The organism is Cupriavidus necator A5-1 (genome assembly GCF_000744095.1).
Classification (GTDB): Bacteria; Pseudomonadota; Gammaproteobacteria; order Burkholderiales; family Burkholderiaceae; genus Cupriavidus; species Cupriavidus necator_A.
This window is the reverse complement of sequence record NZ_JQLI01000008.1, coordinates 3,680,744-3,707,353: the sequence shown is the minus strand read 5'-3', so window position 1 is coordinate 3,707,353 and position 26,610 is coordinate 3,680,744. Positions and strand designations below refer to the sequence as shown.

The window sequence follows — 26,610 nt, the reverse complement described above, 5'->3', positions numbered from 1 at the left end:
TCCGGCTGCCGGCGCTGCGACGCAGATGGGGTCGGCGCGGGTTGCCTGCAATGTACCACCGGGGCTGGGCGAGGCGCGGTGTCGGGTGGCGCATCAGGCGCTTTGCCGCGTGGGATTTGGGCGATAGCCGGACGAGCCCGAGGCGCCGGCGCCGGTGTGCCTTGCGGGCTGGCTTGCCCGTATAATCAACGGTTTGCAAATCCAACATCGACTCGTCGCGCCCTGCCATGCAGCAGCGGCAAGCGTCCGCCATCCCATGAAAGTCTCAGACATTCGCAGCAAGTTCCTGCAGTTCTTCGAATCGAAGGGCCATACCGTGGTCCGCTCGTCCAGCCTGGTGCCGGCGAACGACCCGACGCTGCTGTTCACCAATTCCGGCATGGTGCAGTTCAAGGACGTGTTCCTGGGCACCGACAAGCGTCCGTACACCCGCGCCACCTCGGCGCAGCGCTCGGTGCGCGCCGGCGGCAAGCACAACGACCTGGAGAACGTGGGCTACACCGCCCGCCACCATACGTTCTTCGAGATGCTGGGCAACTTCTCGTTTGGCGACTACTTCAAGCGCGACGCCATCCTGTACGCGTGGGAACTGCTGACCAAGACCTACCAGCTGCCGGCCGAGAAGCTGTGGGTGACGGTCTACGCCGAAGACGACGAGGCTTACGACATCTGGGCCAAAGAAGTAGGCGTGCCGGCCGAGCGCATCGTGCGCATCGGTGACAACAAGGGCGCGCGCTACGCCTCGGACAACTTCTGGCAGATGGCCGACACCGGCCCGTGCGGCCCGTGCTCGGAAATCTTCTACGACCACGGCCCGGAAGTGTGGGGCGGCCCGCCGGGATCGCCCGAGGAAGACGGCGACCGCTACATCGAGGTCTGGAACCTGGTGTTCATGCAGTTCAACCGCGACGAGCAGGGCAACATGACGCCGCTGCCCAAGCCGTGCGTGGACACCGGCATGGGCCTGGAGCGCATTGCCGCGGTGCTGCAGCACGTGCACAGCAACTATGAGATCGACCTGTTCCAGGCACTGATCAAGGCCGCCGCGCGCGAGACCCATATCGACAACCTGAACCAGAACTCGCTGAAGGTCATCGCCGACCATATCCGCGCGTGCTCGTTCCTGATCGTCGACGGCGTGATCCCCGGCAACGAAGGCCGCGGCTACGTGCTGCGCCGGATCATCCGCCGCGCCATCCGCCACGGCTACAAGCTGGGCCAGAAGACCCCGTTCTTCCACAAGCTGGTGTCGGACCTGGTCGGGCAGATGGGCCAGGCCTATCCCGAACTGGCTGAAGCCCAGTCGCGCGTGACTGAAGTGCTGAAGGCCGAGGAAGAGCGCTTCTTCGAGACCATCGAAAACGGCATGTCGATCCTGGACGCCGCGCTGGCCGACCTGAAGCTCAAGGGCGGCAAGACGCTGGACGGCGAGCTGGCCTTCAAGCTGCACGACACCTTTGGCTTTCCGCTGGACCTGACGCAGGACGTGTGCCGCGAGCAGGAAATCGGCGTGGATGAAGCGGCGTTCGACGCCGCGATGAACCGCCAGCGCGAGCAGGCGCGTGCTGCCGGCAAGTTCAAGATGGCTGCAGGCTTGGAGTACACCGGTGACAAGACCGTGTTCCACGGCTATGAGAAGCTGGAACTGCCGCAGGCCAAGGTCACCGCGCTGTATGTGGACGGTGCCGCGGTCGACGCCATGCAGCCGGGCCAGACCGGCGTGGTGGTGCTCGACAACACCCCGTTCTACGCCGAGTCCGGCGGCCAGGCTGGCGACCAGGGCGTGCTGAAGGCAGGCAATGCAGTCTTTGCCGTGGCTGACACGACCAAGATCCAGGCCGACGTGTTCGGCCACCAGGGCACGCTGGCAGGCGGCGCGCTGACGGTGGGCGATGCCGTGACGGCACAGGTCGATGCGCAGCGCCGTGCGCGCACGGTGCGCAACCACTCGGCCACCCACCTCATGCACAAGGCCTTGCGTGAAGTGCTGGGCAGCCACGTGCAGCAGAAGGGCTCGCTGGTGGATGCGGACAAGACCCGCTTCGACTTCTCGCACAATGCGCCGCTGACCGACGAACAGATCCGCCGCGTGGAAGAGATTGTCAACGCCGAGATCCTGCGCAACGAAGACACGCATGCCGAGATCATGCCGTTCGATGATGCGGTCAAGAGCGGTGCGATGGCGCTGTTCGGCGAGAAGTACGCGGATGATGTGCGTGTGCTGTCGATCGGGACGTCGAAGGAACTGTGCGGCGGTACCCATGTGCACCGCACCGGCGATATCGGCCTGTTCAAGATCGTGATGGAAGGTGGTGTCGCTGCCGGCATCCGTCGCGTGGAAGCCATCACCGGCGATAACGCGCTGCATTACCTGCAGAAGCTGGATGCGAAGCTGAATGAAGCTGCGGCGGCGCTGAAGGCTCAGCCGTCGGAGCTGGTGCCGCGTATCGGCCAGGTGCAGGACCAGGTGCGTGCGCTGGAGAAGGAGCTGGAGCGCCTGAAGAGCAAGTTGGCGGCGTCGCAGGGCGACGAACTGGCTGCGCAGGCGGTCGACATCAAGGGCCTGAAGGTGCTGGCTGCCCAGCTCGACGGCGCCGACGTCAAGACGCTGCGCGAGACCATGGACAAGCTCAAGGACAAGCTGCAGAGCGCGGCCATCGTGCTGGGTGCGGTGTCCGATGGCAAGGTCAGCCTGATCGCTGGTGTGACTGCCGATGCGACGGGCAAGGTCAAGGCCGGCGAGCTGGTCAACTTTGTGGCGCAGCAGGTTGGCGGCAAGGGTGGTGGCCGGCCGGATATGGCGCAGGCTGGTGGTACCGAGCCGGCCAAGCTGCCGCAGGCGCTGGCTGGGGTTAGTGAGTGGGTGGCTTCTAAGGTTTGAATGCCTTGGGATGTTGGATGAATGAGGGGCGCTTCGGCGCCCCTTTTTTTCGGATAGGCATTTGGGTGATGATCGACCGACGGCCCGGCCCGGCGCGGCTGGTGACATGTTGTCGTTGTTTGAGAGCCGTCGAGCCCAGCAACGCGGGCCCTCGATCATCGACAAGATACAACCCGCACCGCGTGGCCTCCCCCATCCCCTTCATCCCCCTTGATCCACCTTCTTCCCTAACACCGTCAACAACTCCATCGGCAACGGAAACACGATCGTAGAACTCTTATCCCCCGCAATCTGCGTCAACGTCTGCATATAGCGCAGTTGCATCGCCTGCGGCTGCCGCGCCAGCATCTGCGCGGCTTCGAGCAGCTTCACGGAAGCCTGCAATTCCCCCTCGGCATGGATCACCTTGGCGCGCCGCTCGCGTTCCGCTTCGGCCTGCCGCGCAATCGCGCGGATCATGGTTTCGTTCAGGTCGACATGCTTGATCTCGACGTTCGATACCTTGATGCCCCAGCCGTCTGTCTGCGCGTCCAGCGCCTGCTGGATGTCGAGATTGAGCTTCTCGCGCTCAGCCAGCATTTCATCCAGTTCGTGCTTGCCCAGCACCGAGCGCAACGTGGTCTGCGCCAGCTGGCTGGTGGCTTCGAGGAAATTCGCCACCTGGATGATGGCGCGTTCCGGGTCGACCACGCGGAAGTACACGACCGCGTTCACCTTCACCGAGACGTTGTCGCGCGAAATGACGTCTTGTGGCGGCACGTCCATCACCACCGTGCGCAGGTCCACCCGCACCATCTGCTGCACGGCCGGGATGATCAGCACCAGGCCCGGCCCCTTGACCTTCCAGAAGCGTCCCAGCATGAACACCACGCCGCGTTCGTACTCGCGCAGCACGCGGAATGCCGTGATGACGAGCAGTGCCAGCAGGAAGATCAAACCGCCGAAGCTGAATCCGAATGCCATGGTCAGGCTCCCTTGTCTGGAGTCGGTTGGGGTGGAGTTGGAGAGAGCGGGGCGCTGCCGGCGGCGACCACGTCAAGCACCAGGCCGTGCCGGGCGGTGACCAGCACCGGCGTGCCGCGCGCCAGCGGGGTGGCGCTGCGCACGCGCCAGTTCTCGCCGTGCACCGAGGCCCAGCCTTCATCGCGCAGGTCGTCCAGCAGTTCGCCGCGGCTGCCGACCAGCGTGTCGGCGCCGCTGACCACTGGCCGCTTGCGCGAGCGCACCAGCACCGCCGACATGCCGAACACGAAGATCGCCGACATCGCCGACAGCGCCGCCACCATCGGCAGCGGCACGCCGAAGCCCGGCACGTCGGTGTCGATCAGCATCACCGCGCCGAAGGCAAAGGCGATGATGCCGCCCACGCCCAGCGCGCCGAAGGTGGGCAGGAACAGCTCCGCCACCATGCAGCCGATGCCCAGCGCCACCAGCGCCAGCCCGGCGTAGTTCACGGGCAGCATGTGCAGCGCAAACAGCGCCACCAGCAGGCAGATCGCGCCGGCGATGCCGGGCACCACCATGCCGGGGGTGGAGAACTCGAAGATCAGTCCGTAGATGCCGATCATCATCAGCATCAGCGCGACGCTCGGTTCGGTGATCACGGCCAGGAAGCGGCTGCGCCAGTCGGGCTCAAGCTGCACCACCGGCGCATTGTGCGTGTGCAGCTCGCTCGTCTTGCCGCCGGCGGCGATGAGCTTGCGGCCCTCGACCTGGCGCAGCAGGGAGGGCAGGTCGGGGGCGACGATGTCGATCACGCGCTGCGCCAGCGCCTCGTTGGCGGACAGGCTGACCGATTCGCGTACCGCACGCTCGGCCCACTCGGCATTGCGCCCGCGCAGCTGCGCCAGTCCGCGGATATAAGCCGAGGCGTCGTGCATCTGCTTGCGCGCCATGGTGTCGGTGCTGGCCGGTTCGCTGGCCGGGGCGGAAGCGGGGCTGGCGCCGGGCAGGGCGTCGGGCCGCTGCGGTCCGCCGATGCCGACTTGCACCGGGGTCGCGGCCCCCAGGTTGGTACCGGGCGCCATCGCCGCGATGTGGCTGGCGTAGAGGATGTAGGTGCCGGCGCTGGCGGCGCGCGCGCCGCCCGGGTAGACGTAGCTGGCGACCGGCACCGGCGAGGCCAGGATCGCCTGGATGATCTCGCGCATCGACGCATCCAGCCCGCCGGGGGTGTCCATTTCCAGCACCACCAGCTGGGCGCCGGCCTCGCGGGCGCGCACCATGCCGCGCAGAACAAAGCTGGCGCTGGCGGGGCCGACCGCGCCTTTGAGCGGGATCACGTAGACCGGCGCCGTGGCCGTGGCGGCCGGTGCCGAAGCAGGGCCGGACGGCGGTGCGGCGCGCGCGAGGAAACTGGCGAGCGCGGCGGCGCAGCACGCGAGTGCCAGGCCGGTCAGCAGGCGGCCGTGCAGCAGCCGAAGGGCCCGCGCGAGCGCGGTGGCAGGTTTCATCAGGAGGGCGTGGCACGCAGGGTGCCGTGGTGGCGCCACTTCCAGTGTAGGCCACCGGGCACATCTTGCACGGGGACGTGCCGCTGCGCTCAGGCTGCCGCCAGTTCAGGGTTGCCGGCCGGGCCCGGCGCTTGCGCGGTCAGGGCATCGACCAGCGCATGCAGTGCCGCGCTGGCCATGGCCGGATGCCACGCCAGCATGGTGCGCACGCAGCCCGCCGCGCCCAGGCTGTGCTGGCTGATGGCCGGCAGGTCGCGGTAGAGCCCCAGCACCGAGCGCGGCACGATTGCCGCGCCGATGCCGGCCGCCACGCAGGCGACGATGGCGTGATACGAGCCCAGTTCCAGCACGCGCGGCGGCGGCGCATCGCCGGTGGCGTACCAGGCTTCGACCCGCGCGCGGTAGTTGCAGCCCGGCTCGAACGCCAGCAGTGTCGGCACTTCCAGGTCGGCGGCGGTGCGGATCGGGCGATGGCACTCGCGCGCGATCACCACCAGTTCTTCCTCGAAGGCCGGGATGGTGGACAGCGCCGGGTCGGGGATCGGCTCGGCGACAAAGGCGCAGTCGACCTCGAAGCGCGCCAGCGCATCCAGCGCCTCGCGCGTGACGAGCGTCACCAACTCCAACTGCACCTCAGGCCAAGCCTTGTGGTAAGCGGCGAGCACATTGGGCAGGCGGCTGGCCGCCGTGCTTTCCATCGAGGCGATGCGCAGCCGCCCATGCGGACGCGCCGGCAGCACCGCTTGGCGGGCCTCATCGCTAAGCCTGAGGATGCGGCAGGCGTAGTCGAACAGGGTCTGGCCGGCGGGCGTCAGCACCATGCGCCGGCCGTCGCGAACGAACAGCTCGACGCCCAGCGACTGCTCGAGCTGGCGGATGCGGGTGGTCACATTGGACTGCACCCGGTGCAGCCGCTCGGCCGCGCGGGTGATGCCGCCGGCTTCTACAACGGCACGGAAGATTTCCAGGGCAGCGAGATCCATGGCCGGCGGCTCCTTGAGATTACATCTCGTATCAGGATGCTTGGCATCTTGATAATTCATTTTTCGGGATGGTTTCCAAAGCGTAGCATACAGAGACCGCAATGCAACCGCTGCCCTAAAGCCCCCGACATGCCCAACCTGCACAGCATCGATCCTGAACACGCCGCGGCCACCGGCGCCGCCCCTGCCGCACGCAGGATGGCGCGCAAGGCCGGGCCGGTGGCGGTAGCAATGGCCGGGTTGGTGTCGCTGGCGGTCGTGATGGGCATCGGCCGCTTCGCCTTTACGCCGCTGCTGCCGATGATGCTGCACGACGGCAGCGTCACGCTGCACCAGGGCGGATGGCTGGCCACGGTCAACTACATCGGCTATTTCCTTGGTGCCGCCGTGTGCATGTTTATCCGGCCCGACGCGGTGCGCATGCTGCGCTGGGGGCTGGTGGCCACGGTGCTGCTGACGCTGGGCATGGCACTGCCGGGCGGCATGCCGGCCTGGTCGCTGTGGCGCGCCGCGGCGGGCGTGGCCAGCGCGGTGGTGATGGTCTACACCGCCGGCTGGTGCCTGCAGCGGCTGGCAGAGCTGGGCAAGCCTGAACTCGCCGGGCTGATCTTCTGCGGGCCGGGGCTGGGCATCGTGGTCACCGGGCTGGGCACCTCCGGCATGGTTGGCGCGGGCTGGCATGCCGATTACGGCTGGCTGGCGTTCACGGCGCTGGCCGCGGTGCTGGTGGCGGCGGTGTGGCGGGTGTTCGTGTCGGAGCCGGCGCCGGTGCCGGGCGCCGCCGTGCAGGAAGACGTTCCGGCAGACAGCCACGCCGCCCGGCTCGACGCACAGACCTGGACCCTGACGCTGGCCTACGGCCTGGCCGGTTTCGGCTACATCATCACCGCGACCTTCTTGCCGGTGATCGCGCGTGAAGCGCTGCCGGGCACAGTCTGGGCCGACCTGTTCTGGCCGATCTTCGGCGCCGGCGTGGCGGTAGGCGCCTTGCTGGCCACCCGGATCGGCATGGCGCAAGACAGCCGCAAGCTGCTGACGATTGCCTACGGCATGCAGGCGCTGGGCGTGGCGCTGGCGGTGGTGTTGCCGACCGTAGTGGGCTTCGCCCTGAGCAGCCTGCTGGCGGGCCTGCCGTTCACCGCGCTGGTGGCGTTTGCGATGCGCGAGGCGCGCCGGCTATGGGGCCCGCACGCGCCACGGCTGATGGGCCTGATGACGGCGTCCTACGGCCTCGGCCAGATCGCCGGGCCACCGCTGGCGACCGGGCTGGTGGCGCGCACCGGCGGCTTCGCCAGCTCGCTGGCGTGCGCGGCGGCGTCGCTGCTGCTGGGGGCAGTGGTGTTCGCCTGGATGCGCCGCGCCTGGCCGCTGGAAGGCGCCCGGAGCTGACCCGGCAAGGTGCGCTACAGTATTGCCTTTGCCGCCTGAAGCGCCACGCTTTGCGGCTGCGCCCCGCAGCCGCGCGGCCGGTGGCGCGGCACAGAAGGCCGGGGGCGTACCCGGCACGCGAGACCGGGCGGCGCAGGAGCGACCCCCATGTCTTTTGCCTTGCAGCCCGCGCGTGCCGCGGGCACCGCCCAGCCCGTTTCCGCCGAAGAGCAGCGCGTGCGCGTGGATCTTGCCGCCGCCTACCGCCTGGCCGCGCGCGAGCTCTGGGATGACCTGATCTACACCCACATCTCCGCCACGGTGCCGGGCGAGCCCGACCACTTTCTGATCAACCCCTTCGGCTTTGCCTTCGACGAAATCCGCGCCAGCGACCTGGTCAAGATCAACGGCCGCGGCGAGGTCGTCGGCGAAACGGTGCATCCGGTCAATGTGACCGGCTTCGCGCTGCATGCCGCGGTGCATGCGGCACGCCCCGACGCGATGTGCGTGATGCACCTGCATAACACCGCCGGCATCGCGGTGTCGGCACAGGCCGCGGGGCTGCTGCCGCTGTCGCAGCACGCGATGCGCTTCCACGGCCGCATCGCCTATCACGACTACGAAGGGCTCGCCTTCACCCCGGCCGAAGGCACGCGCCTGACCGCGTCGCTCGGCGAGCATCCCGCCATGCTGCTGCGCAACCACGGCACGCTCACAGTGGGCCGCACCGTGGCCGAGGCCTATGTGCTGATGGCGACGCTGATCAAGGCGTGCGAGATCCAGATCGCCGCACAGGCGGGCGGCGCGCTGGTCCAGCCCGATGCCGCGGTGGCGCACAAGGCGTCGGAACAGCTCTACGACAACGGCGCGGTCGAGGGCGTGATGGAGTGGCCCGCGTTGCTGCGCAAACTGGATAGAATCGATCCCTCGTACCGGGACTGATCCCCGGCGACAAGATCAATCAAGCACAGGAGCATTGCATGCCGACTTTCCACGTAGAAATGTTTGAAGGCCGTACCATCGAGCAGAAGCGCAAGTTCGTCGAGGAAGTGACGCGCGTCAGCTGCGAAACCCTGGGCTGCTCGGCCTCGGCCGTCGACATCATCATCACCGACATCAAGCGCGAGAACTGGGCCACCGGCGGCGAGCTGTGGGCCGACAAGAAGTAGGACCCGACCCAGCTTCGCACCGGACACCATGCAGCACTTCGCCTCTGACAACTACGCCGGCTTCTGCCCGGAATCGCTGAAGTATTTCCTGGAAGCCAACGCCAGCGGCCACGAACAGGCTTACGGCGACGATACGTGGACCCAGAAGGTCTGCGACCGCATCCGCGACCTGTTCCAGACCGACTGCGAAGTGTTCTTCGTGTTCAACGGCACGGCGGCGAACTCGCTGGCGCTGTCGGCGCTGTGCCAGTCGTACCACTCGGTGATCTGCCACGAGCTGGCGCATATCGAGACCGACGAATGCGGCGGCCCGGAGTTTTTCTCGAACGGCTCCAAGCTGCTGACCGCGCCCGGCGCCGACGGCAAGCTCACGCCCGACGCGGTCGAGGCGCTGGTGACGCGCCGCTCGGATATCCACTATCCCAAGCCCAAGGTCGTGTCGCTGACGCAGTCGACCGAAGTCGGCACGGTCTACACGGTGGAAGAGGTGCGCGCGATTGCCGCCATCGCCAAGCGCCGCCAGCTGCGCGTGCATATGGACGGCGCGCGCTTTGCCAACGCGGTGGCGTCGCTGGGCGTGCATCCGTCCGAGATCACCTGGCGCGCCGGCGTCGACGTGCTGTGCTTCGGCGGCACCAAGAACGGCCTGCCAGTGGGCGAGGCGGTGGTGTTCTTCGACCGCCGCCTGGCCGAGGACTTTGCCTATCGCGTCAAGCAGGCCGGCCAGCTGGCGTCGAAAATGCGCTTTATCTCGGCGCCGTGGCTGGGTTTGCTCGAGAACGACGTATGGCTTGCCAACGCGCGCCATGCCAATGCGATGGCACAGCTGCTGCAGCAGCGCATCGCCGATATCCCGGGCGTGAGCATCATGTTCCCGACGCAGTCCAACGCCGTTTTCGCCGAGCTGCCGCTGCCGGCGATCGAGGCGCTGCGCGCGAAGGGCTGGCGCTTCTACACCTTTATCGGCGCCGGCGGCTGCCGCTTCATGTGCGCGTGGGACCTGCAGCCGCAGACGGTGGAGGCGCTCGCCGCCGACATGCGCGCGGCCTGCACCGCCTCAGCCTAGTAATCCCGCCAGATCCATACCTATAACGACGAGACCCCTTCAGGAGCCCCCAAATGCAATACCGATTCTGCCCGCAGTGCGGCGCGCCGCTGGAGGTGCTGCCGCTGTCCGGGCGCGAACGCCACGCCTGCGTGCAGCAGGACTGTGGCTTCGTGCACTGGAACAACCCGCTGCCGGTGCTGGCGGCGGTGGTGGAGTACCAGGACAAGCTGCTGCTGGCGCGCAATGCCGCCTGGCCGGAGAAGATGTTTGCGCTGGTGACGGGTTTCCTGGAGCGCGACGAGCCGCCCGAACTGGGCGTGGCGCGCGAGCTGAAGGAGGAGACCAACCTCGATACCGAGTCGGTGTCGCTGATCGGCGTCTACGAGTTCATGCGCAAGAACGAGCTGATCATCGCGTACCACGTCAAGGCGACCGGCACCATCGCGCTGTCGGAGGAACTGGCCGAGTACAAGCTGGTGGCGCCGGAAGACGTGCGCGTGTGGTCGGCCGGCACCGGCTTCGCGGTGGCCGACTGGCTGGCTGCGCGCGGCTACCCGGTGCGCTTCTTCGATCGCCAGACTGGCGAAGACATCCCGGATCCGCGGCACCCGCACGACTTCAGCCTGCTCGGGGCTTCGCTACAATACCGGTTGTAGACCAACCAAAGTCCCCGGACATCGAAGGAAGAGACGAATGGAGTTCCAGAAAGAAGTGGATGCGCGCGGCCTGAACTGCCCGCTGCCGATCCTGCGTACCAAGAAGGCACTGGCCGACATGGCCAGTGGCGACGTGCTCAAAGTGCTGGCGACCGATCCCGGCGCCACGCGCGATTTCCAGGCTTTTGCCAAGCAGACCGGCAATGAGCTGCTGTCGCACTCGGAAGTCGACAAGGTGTTCGTGTTCTACATGCGCCGCCGCTGACCCGCGCGCCGCAGGGTTGCCCAGACAGAAAAAGCCGCTCGAAAGCGGCTTTTTCTTCGACTGCGCGATACGCCGGGATCAGGCGGGACCCGTCAGGTGCTCGCGCGATTCCAGGTAGGCGCTGAACTCCTCGCCGACTTCCGGGTGCTTCAGCGCAAACTCCACGGTCGCCTTCAGGTAGCCCAGCTTGCTGCCGCAGTCATAGCGGCGGCCCTGGTAGCGATAGGCCAGTACCTGCTCCTGGCTTAGCAGGGACTGGATCCCGTCGGTCAGCTGGAACTCGCCGCCGGCACCCGGCTTCAGTTCGCGCAGGTGGTCGAAGATGCGTGGCGTCAGGATGTAGCGGCCGACCACGCCGAGGTTGGACGGCGCGTCTTCCGGCGCCGGCTTCTCGATGATGTTCGACACCTTGATCACGCCCGGTTCCCACTCGCGGCCCTCGATCACCCCGTACGAACGGCTCTGCTCCGGCGTGATTTCCTCGACGCCCAGCACCGAGCAGTTGTAGTGGTTGTAGGTATCCACCATCTGCTTCATCACCGGCGGGTTGCCGTCGATCAGGTCATCGGCCAGCATGACCGCGAACGGGGTGTCGCCGACCAGCTTGGCCGCGCACAGCACCGCATGGCCCAGGCCCAGCGCCTCGGGCTGGCGCACGTAGTAGCACTCCACGTTGGCGGGCTTGATCGAGCGCACCACGTCCAGCAGCGCCTGCTTGTTCTTGGCCTCGAGTTCCACCTCCAGTTCGAAGGCCTTGTCGAAATGGTCCTCGATGGCGCGCTTGGAGCGGCCGGTGACAAAGATCATCTCGGTAATGCCGGCGGCCATGGCTTCTTCCACCGCGTACTGGATCAGCGGCTTGTCCACCACCGGCAGCATTTCTTTCGGGCTGGCCTTGGTGGCTGGCAGGAAGCGGGTGCCCAGTCCCGCAACCGGGAAGACGGCCTTGGTGACGCGATTTTCCATATCTTGTGTACCTCTCGGATTCTGGTTCATAACCCTGCCAGCCATTGCCGGCGCCGTCTGTCCGGTTCCGTCCGACGAAGCGGACGGAATCACGGCCTGGCAGGGGCGTCCCGGCTGCCCGTTAGGCTGGCAGCCGTTGCAGCTGGCCCTGCAGCTTGGCCAGCGTCTGCTCGAAATCGGCGAGGCGCTGCGTCTCTTGCGCCACCACGGCGGGCGGTGCCTTCGCCACAAAGCTCTCGTTGGAGAGCTTAGCGCGGCACTTGCCGATTTCTCCACCGATGCGCTCGACTTCCTTCGACAGGCGCGCCCGCTCGGCGGCCACGTCGATCTCGATCTTCAGCAGCAGGTGGTTGCCCCCGGCGATGGCGACCGGCGCGCCGGCGCCTTCCGCCTGCAGGGACACTTCATCTTCGAAGACCTGAACCTCAGAAAGTTTCGCCAATGCCTGGATATGTGCGCTTGCCGCCTTCAGGAAGGCGCTGTCGCCCTCGGCGTAGAGCGGGATGCGCTGGGCCGGCGAGATGTTCATTTCGCCACGCAGGTTGCGGCACGCATCGATCACTTCCTTCAGGCGCGCGACCCATTGCTCGGCTTGCTCGTCGATCTTGGCGACGGCCGGCAGCGGGTAGGGCTGCAGCGCGATGGTCTCGGAGCCATCCCCCTTGGCGCGGCCAGCCAGCGGCGCAACCTTCTGCCACAGCTCTTCGGTGATGAAGGGGATGATCGGATGCGCCAGGCGCAGCACCGTCTCCAGCACGCGCAGCAGCGTGCGGCGGGTGGCGCGCTGCTGGGCGTCGGTGCCATTCTGGATCTGCACCTTGGCCAGTTCCAGGTACCAGTCGCAGTACTCGTCCCAGACGAACTTGTAGATCGCGTTGGCGATATTGTCGAAGCGGTACTCGGCGAAGCCCTTTTCGACGTCGGCCTCCACGCGCTGCAGCAGCGACACGATCCAGCGGTCGGCCTGCGAGAAGTCGAGGTAGCCGTCCGGGCCGCAGTCGTTGTTGCACGGGCCCATGCCGCAGTCATGGCCCTCGGTGTTCATCAGCACGAAGCGGGTCGCGTTCCACAGCTTGTTGCAGAAGTTGCGGTAGCCCTCGCAGCGGCCGGTGTCGAAGTTGATATTGCGGCCGAGCGTGGCCAGCGACGCGAAGGTGAAGCGCAGCGCGTCGGCGCCGAAGGCGGGAATGCCTTCAGGGAATTCCTTCTTCGTCTTCTTCTCGATCTTGGGCGCGTCCTTGGGACGGCGCAGGCCGGTGGTGCGCTTCTTCAGCAGCGTGTCGAGGTCGATGCCGTCGATCAGGTCCACCGGGTCGAGGGTGTTGCCCTCGGACTTGCTCATCTTCTTGCCTTCCGAATCGCGCACCAGGCCGTGCACATAGACGGTGTGGAAGGGCACCTTGCCGGTGAAGTGCTTGGTCATCATGACCATGCGCGCCACCCAGAAGAAGATGATGTCGTAGCCGGTGACCAGCACCGACGACGGCAGGAAGTGCTGCAGCTCGGGCGTTTCCTCGGGCCAGCCCAGCGAGGAGAACGGCACCAGCGCCGACGAGAACCAGGTGTCGAGCACGTCTTCCTCGCGGCGCAGCGCGCCGGTGCTGCCGGCGGCCCTGGCCTTGGCGACAGCTTCCTCTTCGGTGCGGGCGACGAAGCAGTTGCCGGCATCGTCATACCACGCCGGGATCTGGTGGCCCCACCAGAGTTGGCGCGAGATACACCAGTCCTGGATATTGCCCAGCCACTGGTTGTAGGTGCTGATCCAGTTCTCCGGCACCAGCTTGATCTCGCCGCTCTGCACGGCTTCGAGCGCCACCTCGGCGATCGAGCGGCCGGGGTAGAAGGTGCCTTCCGGCGCCGGCTTGCTCATCGCGACGAACCACTGGTCGGTCAGCATCGGCTCGATCGCGCTGCCGGTGCGCTCGCTGCGCGGGGTCATCAGCTTGTGCTTCTTGACCTCGACCAGCAGGCCGCGCTTGTCCAGGTCCTCGACGATGGCCCGGCGCGCGTCGAAGCGGTCCAGGCCGGCGTAGGCGGCCGGGGCGTCGGCAACGATTTTGGCGTCCAGCGTCAGGATCGACAGTTGCGGCAGGTCATGGCGCTGGCCGACGGCATAGTCATTGAAGTCATGGCCCGGGGTCACCTTGACCACGCCGGTGCCGAATTCGCGATCGACATATTCGTCGGCGATCACGGGGATCTGGCGGCCGGTCAGCGGCAGGTGCACGAACTTGCCGATCAGGTGCGCGTAGCGCTCATCTTCCGGGTGGACCATCACGGCTACGTCGCCGAGCATGGTTTCCGGGCGCGTAGTGGCCACGGTCAGGTCGGTCAGGCCGCCCTTGGAGTCAGCCTCGACCAGCGGATAGCGGATATGCCAGAGCGAGCCTTCTTCCTCGACGCTGTCGACTTCCAGGTCGGACACGGCGGTGCCCAGCACCGGGTCCCAGTTGACCAGGCGCTTGCCGCGGTAGATCAGGCCCTGCTCGTGCAGGCGCACGAAGACTTCGGTCACCGCCTGCGACATCTCCGGCGACATGGTGAAGTACTCGCGGCTCCAGTCGATCGACGCGCCCATGCGCCGCACCTGGCGGGTGATGGTCGAACCCGACTCTTCCTTCCAGGCCCACACCTTCTCGGTGAACTTCTCGCGGCCCAGGTCGTGGCGCGACACGCCTTCGCCTTCCAACTGGCGCTCCACCACGATCTGCGTGGCGATGCCGGCGTGGTCGGTGCCCGGCACCCACAGCGTATTGGCCCCTGCCATGCGCGCGTGACGCGTCAGCCCGTCCATGATGGTCTGGTTGAAGGCGTGGCCCATGTGCAGCGTGCCGGTCACATTGGGCGGCGGCAGCTGGATCGCAAAGTCCGGGCGGGCAGGGTCGAAGGTCGGCTTGGCGATGCCGCGCTTCTCCCACTCGGGGCCCCATTTCGCCTCGATGGCGGCGGGTTCGAAGCTCTTGGCAAGCGATTGGTCTTGGGCGGTCATGCTGGGATGTCGATGTTGGCGTCTGGGTGCGTCGCAGGGTTCAGCGCGGGGCTGCGGCCTGCGCCTGGCGGCCGGCGCCGGCCCGCGGGCCGGCCTTGCGCCAGTGAAACGCCAAATTATACGGGGGCAGGCCGGGCGGTGCCTATTTTGTGGACGGCGGGCCCGGCCGGCCAGAGGTTGCCGGCGCTGGTTCCCGGCTCGGGCCAAGATGGTTTTCGTCCAGCGGATGTGACGGATCGGGCAGGGCCGACCGGTATAATCGACGCCATTCCACAAGGCCCCTCCGATGTCCGACCTGCTTGCCAACCTGAACGCCGAACAACTAGCCGCCGTGACCCTGCCTGACGAGCCGGCGCTGATCCTGGCGGGCGCTGGCAGCGGAAAGACCCGCGTGCTGACCACGCGCATCGCCTGGCTGATCCAGAACGGGCATGTCTCGCCGGCCGGCATCCTGGCGGTGACCTTTACCAACAAGGCCGCCAAGGAAATGCAGACGCGCTTGTCCGCGATGCTGCCGATCAACACCCGCGGCATGTGGATCGGCACCTTCCACGGCCTGTGCAACCGCTTGCTGCGCGCGCATTTCCGCGACGCCGGGCTGCCCCAGACCTTTGCCATCCTGGACAGCCAGGACCAGCTCTCGGCAATCAAGCGGCTGCTCAAGTCGCTCAACGTCGACGACGAGAAGTACCCGGCCAAGAACCTGCAGTACTTCATCAACAACGCCAAGGAACAGGGCCTGCGCCCGGCCGATGTCGAGGCCAACGACGACTTCAACAAGCGCTTCGTCGACCTCTACGCCGCCTACGACACGCAGTGCCAGCGCGAGGGCGTGGTCGACTTTGCCGAGCTGCTGCTGCGCTGCTACGAGCTGCTGCGCTATAACGACGCGATCCGCCAGCACTACCAGCACCGCTTCCGCCATGTGCTGGTCGACGAGTTCCAGGACACCAACGTGCTGCAGTACCGGTGGCTCAAGCTGCTGGCCGGCCATGGCACGCAGAACCCGGCCGCGGTGTTTGCCGTAGGCGACGACGACCAGAGCATCTACGCCTTCCGCGGTGCCAACGTCGGCAATATGCGCGACTTCGAGCATGAATTCCGCGTGCGCCGGATGATCAAGCTGGAGCAGAACTACCGCTCGCACGGGCATATCCTGGATTCGGCCAACCACCTGATCTCGCACAACGCGCGCCGCCTGGGCAAGAACCTGCGCACCGACGCCGGCCATGGCGAGCTGGTGCGGGTGTTCCACGGCGGCTCGGATGGCCAGGAGGCCGCCTGGATCATCGACGAAATCCGCGACCAGATCGCGCAGGGCGCCAGCCGCGCCGAGATCGCGATCCTGTACCGCAGCAACGCGCAGTCGCGCGTGATCGAGCATGCGCTGTTTTCCGCCGGCATCCCGTACCGTGTGTACGGCGGCCTGCGCTTCTTCGAGCGCGCCGAAATCAAGCACGCGCTGGCTTACATGCAGTTGCTGGAGAACCCGCGCAACGATGCCGCCTTTGGCCGCGTGGTCAATTTCCCGGCGCGCGGCATCGGCGCGCGCTCGCTTGAAGTGCTGCAGGACATGGCGCGCCAGTACGACTGCGCGCTGGCCGAGGCGGTGGCCTACGTGCCCGGCGCGGCCGGCAGCAAGCTGGCGGCGTTCACGCGGCTGATCGAGCGGATGCGCGACGAGACCCGGCGCATGACACTGGCGGAGACCGTCGAGTACGTGATCAACACCAGCGGCCTGATCACCCACTACCAGGGCGAGAAGGAAGGCCAGGACCGCATCGAGAACTTGCAGGAACTGGTGACCGCGGCGCAGGCCTTCGTGGTCGAGGAGGGTTACGGGCTGGATGCGCTGGCCGCCGCGATTCCCGTGGACCGCGCCGCGCCGACCCCGACACTGGCCCAAGGCGACCAGTCACAACAGGTGCTGGATCCCGAGGCGCTGCCGGTGGTGATGACGCCGCTGGTCGCGTTCCTGACGCATGCCTCGCTGGAGGCTGGCGACAACCAGGCCCAGGCCGGCCAGGACGCGGTGCAGATGATGACCGTGCACGCGGCCAAGGGGCTGGAGTTCGACGTGGTGTTTATCACCGGGCTGGAGGAAGGGCTGTTCCCGCACGAGAACAGCATGATGGACCCGGACGGTCTGGAGGAAGAACGGCGGCTGATGTACGTGGCGATCACGCGCGCGCGCCAGCGGCTGTTCCTGTCGTTCGCGCAAAGCCGCATGCTGCACGGCCAGACGCGCTACCACGTGCGCTCGCGCTTCTTCGAGGAACTGCCCGAGGCCTCGCTCAAGTGGCTGACGCCGCCGGCGCAGAGCTACGGCGGCGTGCGCAAGCAGGAGCGGGACAACGCGTGGGGCAAGGACTGGTTCCGCAAGCCCGAAGACGTGCCCTACACCGGCACGCGCCCGACCGGCGGCATGGACAACGGCAATGGCTACGCGGATGCCAAGCGCGAGGCCGGCACCGGCTTCCGCGTGGGCCAGTCGGTGTTCCACAACAAGTTCGGCGAAGGCGTGATCACCGCGCTGGAGGGCGAGGGCGCCGATGCGCGCGCCAATATCAACTTCAAGCGCCACGGCGCCAAGTGGCTGGCGCTGTCGGTGGCGAAGCTGGACGCGATCGACTGACCGGTCCCGCTTCGCGGGCAGGCGCACCGCATTCAGGCGCCTCGGGTTGCGCCTCAGCCTGCTTCAGGGCAGGGCATGGCGCACCTCGCTGTCCTCCTGCTCGGGGCTGTCCACCGTCTGCAGAGGGTTGATAAACAGCGAAGCCAGCGCGCCCACGCCCAGCAGCGCTGCCGAGATCATGAAGGGCAGGTCATAGCTGCCGGTGCGCTCGATCAGGTAGCCGAACACCACCGGCGACACCATGCCGGCCAGGCCGAAGCCGGTGTTCATCATGCCGCCCGCGGTGCCGGCGTACTTGCCCGCGATGTCCAGCGGCAGGCTCCACAGCACGGCATTGGTCAGCTCCAGGAAGAAGAACGACAGCGACAGCAGGATCACGGCGTTGACGGCATCGGCCGTGGCGGTCATCGGCACGATAAACATCAGCGAGCCGGCCAGCCCCAGGAACAGGATCGCGCCGCGCGCCAGCCGCAGGTTGCCGGTGCGCCGGAAGATGCGGTCGGACAGCACGCCGCCAAGGGTGTCGCCCACCACGCCCGCCATCAGCGGCAGCGCCGTGAACAGCGCCAGCTGCTTCAGGTCGAAGCCGCGCGCTTCCTTCAGGTACGACGGCAGCCAGGTCAGGTAGACCCATAGCGACCAGCCGTAGCAGAAGTCGACGAAGGTCACCAGCCACATGCGCCGGAACAGCCGCCGCCAGGGCGTGGCCGCCTTGGCCGCCTGCTGGCATTCGCCGCGCTGGTAGCCGATTTCCTGCAGTTCCTGTGCGCTCACGCGGCTGTGCTGGTCGGGCGAATCCTTGAACACGAAGGCGTATAGCACGGTCCAGCCCAGGCTGACCGTACCCAGCACGATAAACGCTTCGCGCCAGCCGGCAGCTGCGACGATGGCCAGCACGACCGGCGGCGTGATCGCGCCGCCCAGCCGCGCAAAGCTGTGCGTGATGCCCTGCGCGAAGCCGCGCTCGGCCACCGGCATCCAGTAGGTGAAGGCGCGCGTCGCGGTCGGGAACGCGCCGCCTTCGCCGATACCGAGCGCAAAGCGCAGCACCACCAGCATCAGCACGCTGCCGGCGAAGCCGGTCAGCACCGTGGCCACGCCCCAGATCAGCGACAGCGCGATCAGCACCTTCTTGGGCCCGAACTTGTCCGACATCCAGCCGCCGAGGATCTGCATGGCGGCATAGGGATAGGCAAAGGCCGAGAACACCAGCCCCAGCTGCGACGAGGTCAGCCCCATTTCCTCACGGATCAGCGGGGCGGCGACCGAAATGTTGACGCGGTCGATATAGGCGATGAAATACATCAAACACATGACGCCCAGGATCATGTGCCGGGTCTTGAATCGTTGCTTCATACCACCTCCTTTGCGCGGTGCGTGCGCGTGGCGATAACGGGGCGGGCGGCCGGCGCTGGTCCATAGCCATGCGCCTTCGGCTCGCCGGGGGCGCGGCGTTTGGCCGCGCTGCCCCGTCCTTGAGCAAACTGTCTGGTGTTGAGTCGTGTATCGGTCGGCAGGCTCCTTCGCAAGGGTTGTGGAAAGGCAGGCGGGACGCTCAGGCGTGGTCCAGCAGCCTGAGCCGCTGCACCTTGCCCGACGGGCCGCGTGGCAGTTCGGCGATAAAGCGGAACTCCTTCGGCGTCTTGTAGCGGCCCAGCTCGCGCAAGCAGTGCGCGCGCAGCGCCGCGTCATCGCAGGGCGCCGCCTCGCGCATCACCACGTAGGCGACGATCTCCTGCCCGTAGGCGGGGTCCGGCACGCCCACTGCCGCGGCTTCGAGCACGGCCGGGTGGCGCAGCAAGGCCTCGTCGATCTCGCGCGGGGCGATGTTCTCGCCGCCCTTGATGATCAGTTCCTTGGCACGGCCGGTGATGTAGAAGTAGCCGTCGGCATCGCGGTAGCCGAGGTCGCCGGTGCGCAGCCAGCCATCGGCGGTGAAGCTCTCGAGCGTGATCTCCGGCGCCTTGTAGTAGCCCGCCATCACGTTCTCGCCCTGCAGCACGATCTCGCCGACCTCGCCGTCGGGCAGCGGCTGGCCGTCGCGCCCGAGCACGCGCGCCCGCGTGCCGGAGGGCCGGCCGATGCTGCCGATGCGCCGCCGCCGCGGATCGAGCGGATTGCTGAAGGCCGGCGCGGCGGTCTCGGTCATGCCCATGGTCTCGATCACGCCGATGCCGAAGCGCGCCTCGAAGGCGCGGTGGTGCTCGGGCGGCAGCGCGGCCGAGGCCGAGCGGCAAAAGCGCACGCCACCGGGCGCCTGGCCCTCGGGATCGTTCAGCAGGTAGGCGATGATGGTCGGCACCACGTTGAGCCAGGTGCAGCCATGGCGCGCAATGTCCTTCCAGAAGCCGCTGGCGGAGAAGCGCATCGGCATCACCACTGAGCCGCCGTGCACCAGGGGCGCGATCGCCGTCACGACCAGGCCGTTGATGTGGTACAGCGGCAGCGTCGCCAGCACGCGGTCGTCCGGGCCGAGGCAGTGCTCGCGGCTGACGTTGGCGCCGTTGGTCACCAGGTTGTGCTGGGTGAGCAGCACGCCCTTGGGCGTGCCGGTGGTGCCGGACGTGTACATCAGCAGCGCCGGGGCATGGGGCTGTGGTGGCGACAGCGGCGCTGTTGCTTCGCGCATGGCGGGCAATGGCGGCAGGCTGTCGCCGTCCGGCTTGGTGACGACCACCGGCACGTCCAGCCCGGCTTCGCACAGCGCCGCGCGGATGGCTGCTTCACCGTCGGGCCAGGTGAAAACCAGCCGCGTGTCCGAATGCGCGAGGATGTAGCGCAGCTGGGCCGGCTGGCACAGCAGGTTGATCGGATTGACGACCAGCCCGCAGGCCATGGTGCCGAGCAGCAGCCGCGCGGTCTGCTCGCCGTTGGGCAGGTACACCGACACCGTCTGGCCGCTGGCGAGGCCGGCTGCCGCATAGCGGCGGCGCAGCGTGTCGGCGTCGGCAGCCAGCGCGCTGAAGGTGAGTACGTTGCCGCTGTCCGGGGACAACAGGTACGGCTTGTCGGGCCATTGCGCGGCACGCGTGGCCAGCAGCCCGGCCAGGGTGTCGACTCGGGGATCGGTGCGCGCGTTCATTTGCCGACCCTCGCGAAGTAGTCGCCCAGTAGCTCGGCTTCATCGGGCACGCGCTCGGCAATCGGCACGGCGATGCGGGTGATGTTGAGGTACTGGCGCCAGCCGAGGTTGTCCGAGAAGTTGTTGCCGCCCCAGGTGCCGCAGCCCATCGACAGCGAGAACGGCAGGCCGTTGTCGAAATTGCCGCCGGTGGCGAAGCAGTGAGCCTGGTTGACGATCACGCGCGCGACCGGCAAGTCCTGCCCCAGCTGCAAGGCCTGGCGCGGATTGGACGAATGCAGGCCGACCGAATGCCCGGCGCCCATATAGGCATAGAGGCGCGCCACGCATGCGACTGCCGCGGCAAAGTCGGCGGCGCGGTAGAGCGTCAGCACGGGCGAGAGCTTTTCGCCGGAGAAGGGATAGTCGCTGCCGACTCCGGTTTCCTCGACCAGCAACATGGTTGGCTGCAGCGCGCGCACGCGCTCCAGCCCGGCGAGTTCGGCGATGCGCGTCGCGCTCTGCCCGGTGAAGGCTCCGGCCAGCTTGCCGTCGCGCCACATCAGCGCCTGCAGCCGCGCCTTTTCCGTGGCCGTGAGCAACACGCCGCCGACTGCGGCAAGCGCTTCGAGCATGGGCGTGTAGATGACGTCGAGCACGACCAGGCTGTTCTCGGACGAACAGCTGGTGGCGTTGTCAAAGGTCTTGGAGCGCACGATCCTGGCCGCGGCGTCGGCCGGCGCGGCGCTCGCGTCGATGACCGAGGCCACATTGCCGGCGCCCACGCCGAAGGCCGGCGTGCCGCAGGTGTAGGCCATGCGCACGTTGGCCTGCGAGCCGGTCGCGACCACCAGGTCGGCCTGGCGCATCAGCGCCGCGGTGGCGGCCTTGGAGACCGGTGCCGGCAGCATCTGCACGAGGTTGGCGGGCAGGCCGGCGCGGGCGAACTCGGCATGGATGAACGACAGCAGCAGCTCGCACGTGCCCTGGCCCTTGGGCGACGGCGCCACGACCACGCTGTTGCCGCACTTGAGTGCGTTGATGATCTTGTTGGCGGGCGTGGCTGCGGGATTCGTCGACGGCGTGATGGCCGCGACCACGCCTACCGGCCGCGCGATCTCCGTGATGCCTGACGCGGCATCCTGCGCGATCACGCCCACGGTCTTGCGGCCATGCAGGTCGCGCAGCAGCCCCAGCGTCTTGCGGTGGTTCTTGCGCAGCTTGTCGTCGATGTTGCCCAGCCCGGTGTCGGCTACGGCACGCTCGGCCAGCGCGCGGTTGCGCGCGGGCTCCATGATGGCCCACGCCGCGGCGGCGACGGCTGTGTCAACGGTGGCCTGGTCGGCACGCGCGAACTCGCGCTGCGCTTGCCGCGCCCTGGCCACGATCGCTGTGACGGCTTCGGCTGCCTGGTCGGGCAGTGAGGCCTGCGGTAGGGGCAAATCGGAATTGTTGGACTGCCGGGGATGCAGTAATTGCACACTCATGGATCGACTCCGCGGTTTGGACGGGTGGGGTCGTCGCGGCTGCTGTGTCGTGCACTTCGCGGCAGGTGAGCCGCGGTGCGTCGCGGTGAGTAGCAGGTTTGGCCGGCCCCGCATCGAATCTAGTGAAGCTGGCCGGACAGTCAGTCCCAATTTGTGCGCTTTCGCGAGCGCGCAGCGGGCGTGCGAAGGAGTTATCAGTTTTCGGGACGCGCAGGCGTCCCGGAATCTTCTAAATTCAATCCATGAGCAATCATTCGAACGCCGCCGCGGTGCGCGCTTTCCGCATTCTCGAGATCCTGTCCGCTGCCGATGCACCCATGTCGCTGTCGGCCATCGTGCAGGCCATCGGGCTGCCCAAGCAGACCGTGCACCGCCTTCTCAAGCAGCTGGAAAGCACCTGGCTGGTGTCGCGCACGGCCGGCAACCGCCATTACGAGTGCTCGTCGCGGGTGCGCCAGCTCGCTGTCAACGTGCTGATGCAGGCCGGGCCCGCAGCCGCGCGGCACGCGATCCTTCAGCAACTGGTCGACAAGGTCGGGGAGACCTGCAACCTGACCATGCTGTCGGGCGACGACGTGGTGTACCTGGACCGGGTGGAAACACAATGGCCGCTGCGCATGCACCTGCAGCCGGGGTCGCGGGTGCCGCTGCACTGCAGCGCCAGCGGCAAGCTGTTGCTGGCGTTCCTGCCCAGCGCGCAGCGCGAGCGCCTGGTGGCCAGCCTGCCGTTGCGCGCGCACTCCGCGCACACCATCACCAATGCCGAGGCGCTGCACGCGGAGTTGTCCGAGACGCGGCGGCGGCGCCTGGGCGTCAATAATCAGGAAAACCTGGAAGGGATGATTGCGGTCGCGGTGCCGGTGATGCGTGACCGCAACCGTGCCTGCGCGGCGATTGCCGTGCAGGTGCCGCTGGCGCGCATGTCGATGGACCAGCTGATGACGTTTGTGCCGGACCTGCGCCAGGCGGCAGAAGCGATGGTGAAGACGTTCAGTGAATAGGGGGCGGCGCGAAAGGGAATCACGTGCCGCTGGTTTGCTCCCTCTCCCGCTTGCGGGAGAGGGAGCACACACTCAGCGAGTGGGAGGCTCTCAGGCGCCCGGCGCCATCGGCGCCGAAGGTTCGACCCCCGGCGGCGTCACGTTGAAGCAGCCGCGGTAGGTAGCGTAAAACGAGCAGTACAGGATCGCCAGCATCAGCAGCGAATACGGTGTGACCAGGAACGACAACACCGTCTCCGCTCCAAACGCGCTGAACACCGCCTCCAGCAAGAACGGAATCGCCACCAGCAGCATCGCGAACAGCACGGCATAGGTGAAGAACGCCCCGCGATTGCGCCAGCACGCAGTCCAGCTGAAGAACAGCGCCTTGACCGGCGGCACGCCGTGCCAGGCGGCCAGCAACGGCGCGAACCAGAACATCATCGCGATCGGCGTGTACAGCAGCGCGCCGATCATCATCGCGTAGTAGAGCTGGCGCACGGCCTCGGCCGACGGCGCCTCGTCCTTCAGCACGATCGGCACCAGCGCGCTCATGTCCACCACCGAGCCCGCGACCAGGCCCAGCACGAACACCAGCCCGGCATAGATGCCACCCAGCACCAGCAGGTTGCGCGTGGCTTCCTTGCCGTTGGTGCGAAAGCCCGCCAGCAGCACGGTTGGCATCACGCGCTTGTTCTGGATCACGTCGCGGCACGCGGTCATCACGCCGACCGACAGGCCGGGCGTGAACACCAGCAGCGCGATGATGCCGATCAGCGGCACCACGATCGCCAGTTGCGCGGCGATCAGGTAGACGAACAGCAGCATCAGGAACGTGAGCGGATTCTTGCGGAACAGCCAGATGCCCTGGCGGAACCAGACGTAGCCTTCCTTGGCAGGGACTTCCAGTAATTGCATTGATCAGATCCAGGGGAGCGGGGCGTGCGCGGGGTTCGCGTCCAGGCGCCGGCGCAGGATACGTTCGAAATGGGTCGGATCGTGCGGCTGCAGCATGTCGGCCTCGCGCGGCAGGTAGAAGTCCCACAGTCGCGATACCCAGAAGCGCAGCGCACCCGCGCGCAGCATGTCCTGCCAGTGCGCGGCCTCGGTGCCGGTCAGCGGCCTGACCGCATGATAAGCCCGCAGCAGCGCCTGCGCGCGCTCGTGGTCGAGTTCGCCGCTGGCCAGGTCGATGCACCAGTCGTTGACCGTGACCGCCAGGTCGAACAGCCACTTGTCGTTGCCGGCGAAGTAGAAGTCGAAGAAGCCGCCCAGCCGGTGGCGCCCGCTGCCGTCCTCTTCGAACAGCACGTTGTCGCGGAACAGGTCGCAGTGGCAGGGGCCTTCGCCCAGGCCGGCGTAGTCCGCGCTGGCGAAGAACGCGGCCTGGTGGGCGATCTCCTGCTGCAGCAGCGCGCGCTGGCCGGCATCGAGGAAGGGCAGGATCTCGGCTTCCGTCTTCTGCCACCACGGCAGGCTGCGCAGGTTGGGCTGGCGGCGCGGGTAGTCCTGGCCGGCCAGGTGCATGCGCGCCAGCATGTCGCCCACTTCGGCGCAGTGCTGCGCGTCGGGCGCCAGCTGCGATGCCCCGGGCAGCCGCGTGACGATGGTGGCGGGCTTGCCCTTGAGCGGGCGCAGGATCTCGCCGTCGCGCGCCGGGATCGGCGCCGGCACGCGGATGCCGCTTTCGGCCAGGTGCGCCATCAGGTGCAGGTAGTAGGGCAGCTGCGCGAACGTCAGGCGCTCGAAGATGGTCAGCACGTACTGGCGCGTCTGGCCCTCGTGCTCCATGGTGAGGAAGAAATTGCTGTTCTCGATGCCAGTGGCGATGCCGCGCAGTTCGCGCACTTCGCCAAGGTCGAAATCCAGCAGCCAGCGGGCGATCTCGTCCTGCGAGACCGTGGTGAATACGGCCATACTCGTTGTGTGAAGCAAATCGGAAAGCGGCGGAGGCAGTTGCGGACAAAACGCGGTCCGCCGCCGCGGCATGACTGCCGGAGGGCCGGCGCGGCCTGGCTCTACGCCAGGCCGTGGGTAAGGGGGTTCAGAACTTCAGGTTGACCGACGGCACGCGGTTGACGTCGTGCTCGCGGATCCTGGGCGAGCTGTCTTCCGGCTTGCTCATCTCATACTTGGTGCCGAAACCCGATTGGACCTGGATATCGGTGGCCCGGCCCTTGTTGCGGTACTCGCGTACCTGCGTGCCGTCGCGCTCGTTGAGCTGGAAGCTCGGCTGGCGCGGCTGGTTCAGCTGCGACTTGGCCGCCGGGGCGATCGGCTGGTTGTTGATCTGGTTCAGCTCCTGCTGGGTCAGCGCGTTGCTTTGCTGACTTTCCTGGGCCAGCGCCAGGCCGGGGGCGGCCAGCGCCAGCGCGGCGGCCGCGATGGCGGCGATCCGGGCCAGGGACAGCCTGGCAGGTTCAGGTTCGTCAGCCACGGCGACGAACCGGTTGGACCGGACGGGTGAAGGGGAGGTCATCAGGTGCTCCTGTGCAGCGCTGTGGCGTATCGGGCGCGCAGCGCCGCGGCATGCGGCAGTTTGACTGGCGGTGGGTCTGCGCCCCGGCGGCGCCGGGACTGGCAGACGGACAAGTTCCATTCTAGCAATTCCTGCCGTGCGCAGGCCGCCGCCGTGCCCCGTGGGGCACCTGCGCAACGGCGCGGTGTGCCGGGAACGCGCCTTGCGGCAGGGCGTCGCGCGCCGCGTCCGGCCCGCCGGCCTTACAGGTAGAACATTTCTTCCTTGGGCGGAATCGGCTTGTCGCCGCCGCGGCGCTCGTAGTAGTCGTAGACCGCTTCCAGCACTTCATGCGGTTCGTCCACGATCTTCATCAGGTCCAGGTCGTGCTCGGCGATCAGGCCCATCGGCAGCAGCGTGAAGCGGAACCAGTCGAGCAGGCCCTTCCAGAAACGGCTGCCGAACATGATCACCGGCACCGAGCGCGACTTGCCGGTCTGCACCAGCGTCAGCACCTCGGCCAGCTCGTCGAGCGTGCCGAAGCCGCCCGGCATCACGATAAAGGCGTCCGAGTTCTTGACGAAGGTGACCTTGCGCGTAAAGAAGTGGCGGAAGCGCATGGCAATGTCCTGGTACGGATTGCCCTGCTGCTCGTGCGGCAGTTCGATGTTCAGGCCCACGCTGGCGGATTTGCCGGCATGCGCGCCCTTGTTGGCCGCTTCCATGATGCCCGGGCCGCCGCCCGAGATCACGGCAAAGCCGGCATCCGAGAACAGCCGCGCGATCTCGATGGTGCGCTGGTAGTACGGCGAATCCTCGCGCAGGCGCGCGCTGCCGTAGATCGACACGGCCGGGCGGATCTCGGAGAGGTACTCGGTCGCCTCGATGAACTCTGCCATAATCGTGAACATTTGCCACGAAGCGCGCGCCTTCTTTGCGGTAGCGCGGTCTTCGTCGGCCAGCGCACGCAGGCTGGGAATCATCTTGCGCGGATTGGCACGCGCGGCCGCCGCGGCGGCTTTTTCAGCCGCCACTTCGGGCGGATGGCCCGCGGCGGCGGCATCGGCTGCGGCGGCTATGGCCGCGGCGTGTTCGGAAGCAGCCTCCGGCGGGGGTTGTACGGTATCGCCGGAGATATCGGAAACATCCGGATCAGCAAGGGGGGCGGTCGAAGCACCGCCTGCAGCGGCACCAGTCAATTTTGAGTCCAT

The 26,610-nt window shown here is 67.3% G+C and carries 21 protein-coding genes; 9 read left to right on the top strand and 12 right to left on the bottom strand.

All coding sequences use genetic code 11. The features are described 5' to 3' along the window. Window positions 1-256 precede the first annotated feature (256 nt). Window positions 257-2,881 (top strand): alanine--tRNA ligase, encoded by a 2,625-nt coding sequence (gene alaS / locus K307_RS41230; RefSeq protein WP_042886772.1) that lies wholly within the window; start codon window positions 257-259, stop codon window positions 2,879-2,881. 201 nt (window positions 2,882-3,082) lie between these two features. Here the strand turns inward: alaS and K307_RS41225 are convergent, their stop codons facing one another. The 3 genes from K307_RS41225 to K307_RS41215 all read right to left on the bottom strand — a co-directional run bounded on the left by K307_RS41225 (window position 3,083) and on the right by K307_RS41215 (window position 6,317). Then, on the bottom strand, window positions 3,083-3,844 hold the full coding sequence (locus K307_RS41225; RefSeq protein WP_042886770.1) for a slipin family protein: 762 nt from the start codon (window positions 3,842-3,844) through the stop codon (window positions 3,083-3,085). A 2-nt stretch (window positions 3,845-3,846) separates the two neighbouring features. Next, window positions 3,847-5,334 carry an NfeD family protein gene (locus K307_RS41220; protein ID WP_051975408.1) on the bottom strand — a complete coding sequence of 496 codons (1,488 nt, stop codon included), beginning with the start codon at window positions 5,332-5,334 and terminating at the stop codon, window positions 3,847-3,849. An 89-nt stretch (window positions 5,335-5,423) separates the two neighbouring features. Beyond that, on the bottom strand, window positions 5,424-6,317 hold the full coding sequence (locus K307_RS41215) for a LysR family transcriptional regulator (protein ID WP_042886769.1): 894 nt from the start codon (window positions 6,315-6,317) through the stop codon (window positions 5,424-5,426). A gap of 129 nt (window positions 6,318-6,446) precedes the next feature. On the opposite strand from K307_RS41215, the gene K307_RS41210 reads away from it, so the two are divergent. From K307_RS41210 to K307_RS41185, 6 genes are all read left to right on the top strand, one after another. Further along, window positions 6,447-7,706: a YbfB/YjiJ family MFS transporter gene (locus tag K307_RS41210; RefSeq protein WP_042886768.1), complete on the top strand. Its 1,260-nt coding sequence runs from the start codon at window positions 6,447-6,449 to the stop codon at window positions 7,704-7,706. A gap of 147 nt (window positions 7,707-7,853) precedes the next feature. Then, window positions 7,854-8,627, top strand: a complete 774-nt coding sequence (locus K307_RS41205) for a class II aldolase/adducin family protein (RefSeq protein ID WP_042886767.1) — start codon at window positions 7,854-7,856, stop codon at window positions 8,625-8,627. A 38-nt stretch (window positions 8,628-8,665) separates the two neighbouring features. After that, window positions 8,666-8,854 carry a 4-oxalocrotonate tautomerase gene (locus tag K307_RS41200; RefSeq protein ID WP_010813672.1) on the top strand — a complete coding sequence of 63 codons (189 nt, stop codon included), beginning with the start codon at window positions 8,666-8,668 and terminating at the stop codon, window positions 8,852-8,854. Between the two features lie 28 nt (window positions 8,855-8,882). Further along, window positions 8,883-9,920 (top strand): threonine aldolase family protein, encoded by a 1,038-nt coding sequence (locus tag K307_RS41195; RefSeq protein ID WP_042886766.1) that lies wholly within the window; start codon window positions 8,883-8,885, stop codon window positions 9,918-9,920. Between the two features lie 53 nt (window positions 9,921-9,973). Next, window positions 9,974-10,558, top strand: coding sequence for an NUDIX domain-containing protein (locus tag K307_RS41190; RefSeq protein ID WP_042886765.1), 585 nt, complete (start codon window positions 9,974-9,976; stop codon window positions 10,556-10,558). Between the two features lie 37 nt (window positions 10,559-10,595). Beyond that, window positions 10,596-10,823 (top strand): sulfurtransferase TusA family protein, encoded by a 228-nt coding sequence (locus tag K307_RS41185; protein ID WP_010813669.1) that lies wholly within the window; start codon window positions 10,596-10,598, stop codon window positions 10,821-10,823. A 78-nt stretch (window positions 10,824-10,901) separates the two neighbouring features. Here the strand turns inward: K307_RS41185 and galU are convergent, their stop codons facing one another. Continuing rightward, window positions 10,902-11,789: a UTP--glucose-1-phosphate uridylyltransferase GalU gene (gene galU, locus K307_RS41180; RefSeq protein WP_042886764.1), complete on the bottom strand. Its 888-nt coding sequence runs from the start codon at window positions 11,787-11,789 to the stop codon at window positions 10,902-10,904. 121 nt (window positions 11,790-11,910) lie between these two features. Further along, entirely contained in the window at window positions 11,911-14,778 is a 2,868-nt protein-coding gene (locus tag K307_RS41175) for a valine--tRNA ligase (RefSeq protein WP_042886763.1), read from the bottom strand. 286 nt (window positions 14,779-15,064) lie between these two features. On the opposite strand from K307_RS41175, the gene K307_RS41170 reads away from it, so the two are divergent. Next, complete coding sequence (locus tag K307_RS41170) at window positions 15,065-17,413, top strand: UvrD-helicase domain-containing protein (protein ID WP_042886762.1); 2,349 nt, start codon at window positions 15,065-15,067, stop codon at window positions 17,411-17,413. A gap of 63 nt (window positions 17,414-17,476) precedes the next feature. Here the strand turns inward: K307_RS41170 and K307_RS41165 are convergent, their stop codons facing one another. The 3 genes from K307_RS41165 to sauS form a co-directional block, all read right to left on the bottom strand. Continuing rightward, window positions 17,477-18,769: an MFS transporter gene (locus K307_RS41165; protein ID WP_042886760.1), complete on the bottom strand. Its 1,293-nt coding sequence runs from the start codon at window positions 18,767-18,769 to the stop codon at window positions 17,477-17,479. A 199-nt stretch (window positions 18,770-18,968) separates the two neighbouring features. Then, window positions 18,969-20,495 (bottom strand): acyl--CoA ligase, encoded by a 1,527-nt coding sequence (locus tag K307_RS41160; RefSeq protein WP_042886758.1) that lies wholly within the window; start codon window positions 20,493-20,495, stop codon window positions 18,969-18,971. Further along, the gene (gene sauS, locus K307_RS41155) at window positions 20,492-21,961 is read right to left on the bottom strand and encodes an acylating sulfoacetaldehyde dehydrogenase (protein ID WP_042886757.1); all 1,470 of its coding nucleotides are present in this window, start codon (window positions 21,959-21,961) and stop codon (window positions 20,492-20,494) included. Before sauS ends, K307_RS41160 begins: the two co-directional genes overlap by 4 nt. Window positions 21,962-22,203: 242 nt before the next feature. Here sauS and K307_RS41150 point away from each other — a divergent pair, with 242 nt between their 5' ends. Continuing rightward, window positions 22,204-22,962, top strand: a complete 759-nt coding sequence (locus K307_RS41150; protein ID WP_042886756.1) for an IclR family transcriptional regulator — start codon at window positions 22,204-22,206, stop codon at window positions 22,960-22,962. A 90-nt stretch (window positions 22,963-23,052) separates the two neighbouring features. Here K307_RS41150 and K307_RS41145 read toward each other — a convergent pair whose 3' ends face one another. The 4 genes from K307_RS41145 to K307_RS41130 all read right to left on the bottom strand — a co-directional run bounded on the left by K307_RS41145 (window position 23,053) and on the right by K307_RS41130 (window position 26,610). After that, window positions 23,053-23,859: a BPSS1780 family membrane protein gene (locus tag K307_RS41145; RefSeq protein WP_042886755.1), complete on the bottom strand. Its 807-nt coding sequence runs from the start codon at window positions 23,857-23,859 to the stop codon at window positions 23,053-23,055. Between the two features lie 3 nt (window positions 23,860-23,862). Further along, window positions 23,863-24,858: a homoserine kinase gene (locus K307_RS41140; protein ID WP_042886754.1), complete on the bottom strand. Its 996-nt coding sequence runs from the start codon at window positions 24,856-24,858 to the stop codon at window positions 23,863-23,865. Window positions 24,859-24,985: 127 nt separating this feature from the next. Further along, window positions 24,986-25,420 (bottom strand): membrane protein, encoded by a 435-nt coding sequence (locus tag K307_RS41135; RefSeq protein ID WP_042886753.1) that lies wholly within the window; start codon window positions 25,418-25,420, stop codon window positions 24,986-24,988. Window positions 25,421-25,662: 242 nt separating this feature from the next. After that, window positions 25,663-26,610, bottom strand: a complete 948-nt coding sequence (locus K307_RS41130) for a TIGR00730 family Rossman fold protein (RefSeq protein WP_230626348.1) — start codon at window positions 26,608-26,610, stop codon at window positions 25,663-25,665.

What these genes read in the sequence shown, in the direction of transcription:
- alaS (WP_042886772.1), top strand. Translation starts at nt 257, where the DNA reads ATGAAAGTCTCAGACATTCGCAGCAAGTTCCTGCAGTTCTTCGAATCG.
- K307_RS41225 (WP_042886770.1), bottom strand. Translation starts at nt 3,844, where the DNA reads ATGGCATTCGGATTCAGCTTCGGCGGTTTGATCTTCCTGCTGGCACTG.
- K307_RS41220 (WP_051975408.1), bottom strand. Translation starts at nt 5,334, where the DNA reads ATGAAACCTGCCACCGCGCTCGCGCGGGCCCTTCGGCTGCTGCACGGC.
- K307_RS41215 (WP_042886769.1), bottom strand. Translation starts at nt 6,317, where the DNA reads ATGGATCTCGCTGCCCTGGAAATCTTCCGTGCCGTTGTAGAAGCCGGC.
- K307_RS41210 (WP_042886768.1), top strand. Translation starts at nt 6,447, where the DNA reads ATGCCCAACCTGCACAGCATCGATCCTGAACACGCCGCGGCCACCGGC.
- K307_RS41205 (WP_042886767.1), top strand. Translation starts at nt 7,854, where the DNA reads ATGTCTTTTGCCTTGCAGCCCGCGCGTGCCGCGGGCACCGCCCAGCCC.
- K307_RS41200 (WP_010813672.1), top strand. Translation starts at nt 8,666, where the DNA reads ATGCCGACTTTCCACGTAGAAATGTTTGAAGGCCGTACCATCGAGCAG.
- K307_RS41195 (WP_042886766.1), top strand. Translation starts at nt 8,883, where the DNA reads ATGCAGCACTTCGCCTCTGACAACTACGCCGGCTTCTGCCCGGAATCG.
- K307_RS41190 (WP_042886765.1), top strand. Translation starts at nt 9,974, where the DNA reads ATGCAATACCGATTCTGCCCGCAGTGCGGCGCGCCGCTGGAGGTGCTG.
- K307_RS41185 (WP_010813669.1), top strand. Translation starts at nt 10,596, where the DNA reads ATGGAGTTCCAGAAAGAAGTGGATGCGCGCGGCCTGAACTGCCCGCTG.
- galU (WP_042886764.1), bottom strand. Translation starts at nt 11,789, where the DNA reads ATGGAAAATCGCGTCACCAAGGCCGTCTTCCCGGTTGCGGGACTGGGC.
- K307_RS41175 (WP_042886763.1), bottom strand. Translation starts at nt 14,778, where the DNA reads ATGACCGCCCAAGACCAATCGCTTGCCAAGAGCTTCGAACCCGCCGCC.
- K307_RS41170 (WP_042886762.1), top strand. Translation starts at nt 15,065, where the DNA reads ATGTCCGACCTGCTTGCCAACCTGAACGCCGAACAACTAGCCGCCGTG.
- K307_RS41165 (WP_042886760.1), bottom strand. Translation starts at nt 18,769, where the DNA reads ATGAAGCAACGATTCAAGACCCGGCACATGATCCTGGGCGTCATGTGT.
- K307_RS41160 (WP_042886758.1), bottom strand. Translation starts at nt 20,495, where the DNA reads ATGAACGCGCGCACCGATCCCCGAGTCGACACCCTGGCCGGGCTGCTG.
- sauS (WP_042886757.1), bottom strand. Translation starts at nt 21,961, where the DNA reads ATGAGTGTGCAATTACTGCATCCCCGGCAGTCCAACAATTCCGATTTG.
- K307_RS41150 (WP_042886756.1), top strand. Translation starts at nt 22,204, where the DNA reads ATGAGCAATCATTCGAACGCCGCCGCGGTGCGCGCTTTCCGCATTCTC.
- K307_RS41145 (WP_042886755.1), bottom strand. Translation starts at nt 23,859, where the DNA reads ATGCAATTACTGGAAGTCCCTGCCAAGGAAGGCTACGTCTGGTTCCGC.
- K307_RS41140 (WP_042886754.1), bottom strand. Translation starts at nt 24,858, where the DNA reads ATGGCCGTATTCACCACGGTCTCGCAGGACGAGATCGCCCGCTGGCTG.
- K307_RS41135 (WP_042886753.1), bottom strand. Translation starts at nt 25,420, where the DNA reads ATGACCTCCCCTTCACCCGTCCGGTCCAACCGGTTCGTCGCCGTGGCT.
- K307_RS41130 (WP_230626348.1), bottom strand. Translation starts at nt 26,610, where the DNA reads ATGGACTCAAAATTGACTGGTGCCGCTGCAGGCGGTGCTTCGACCGCC.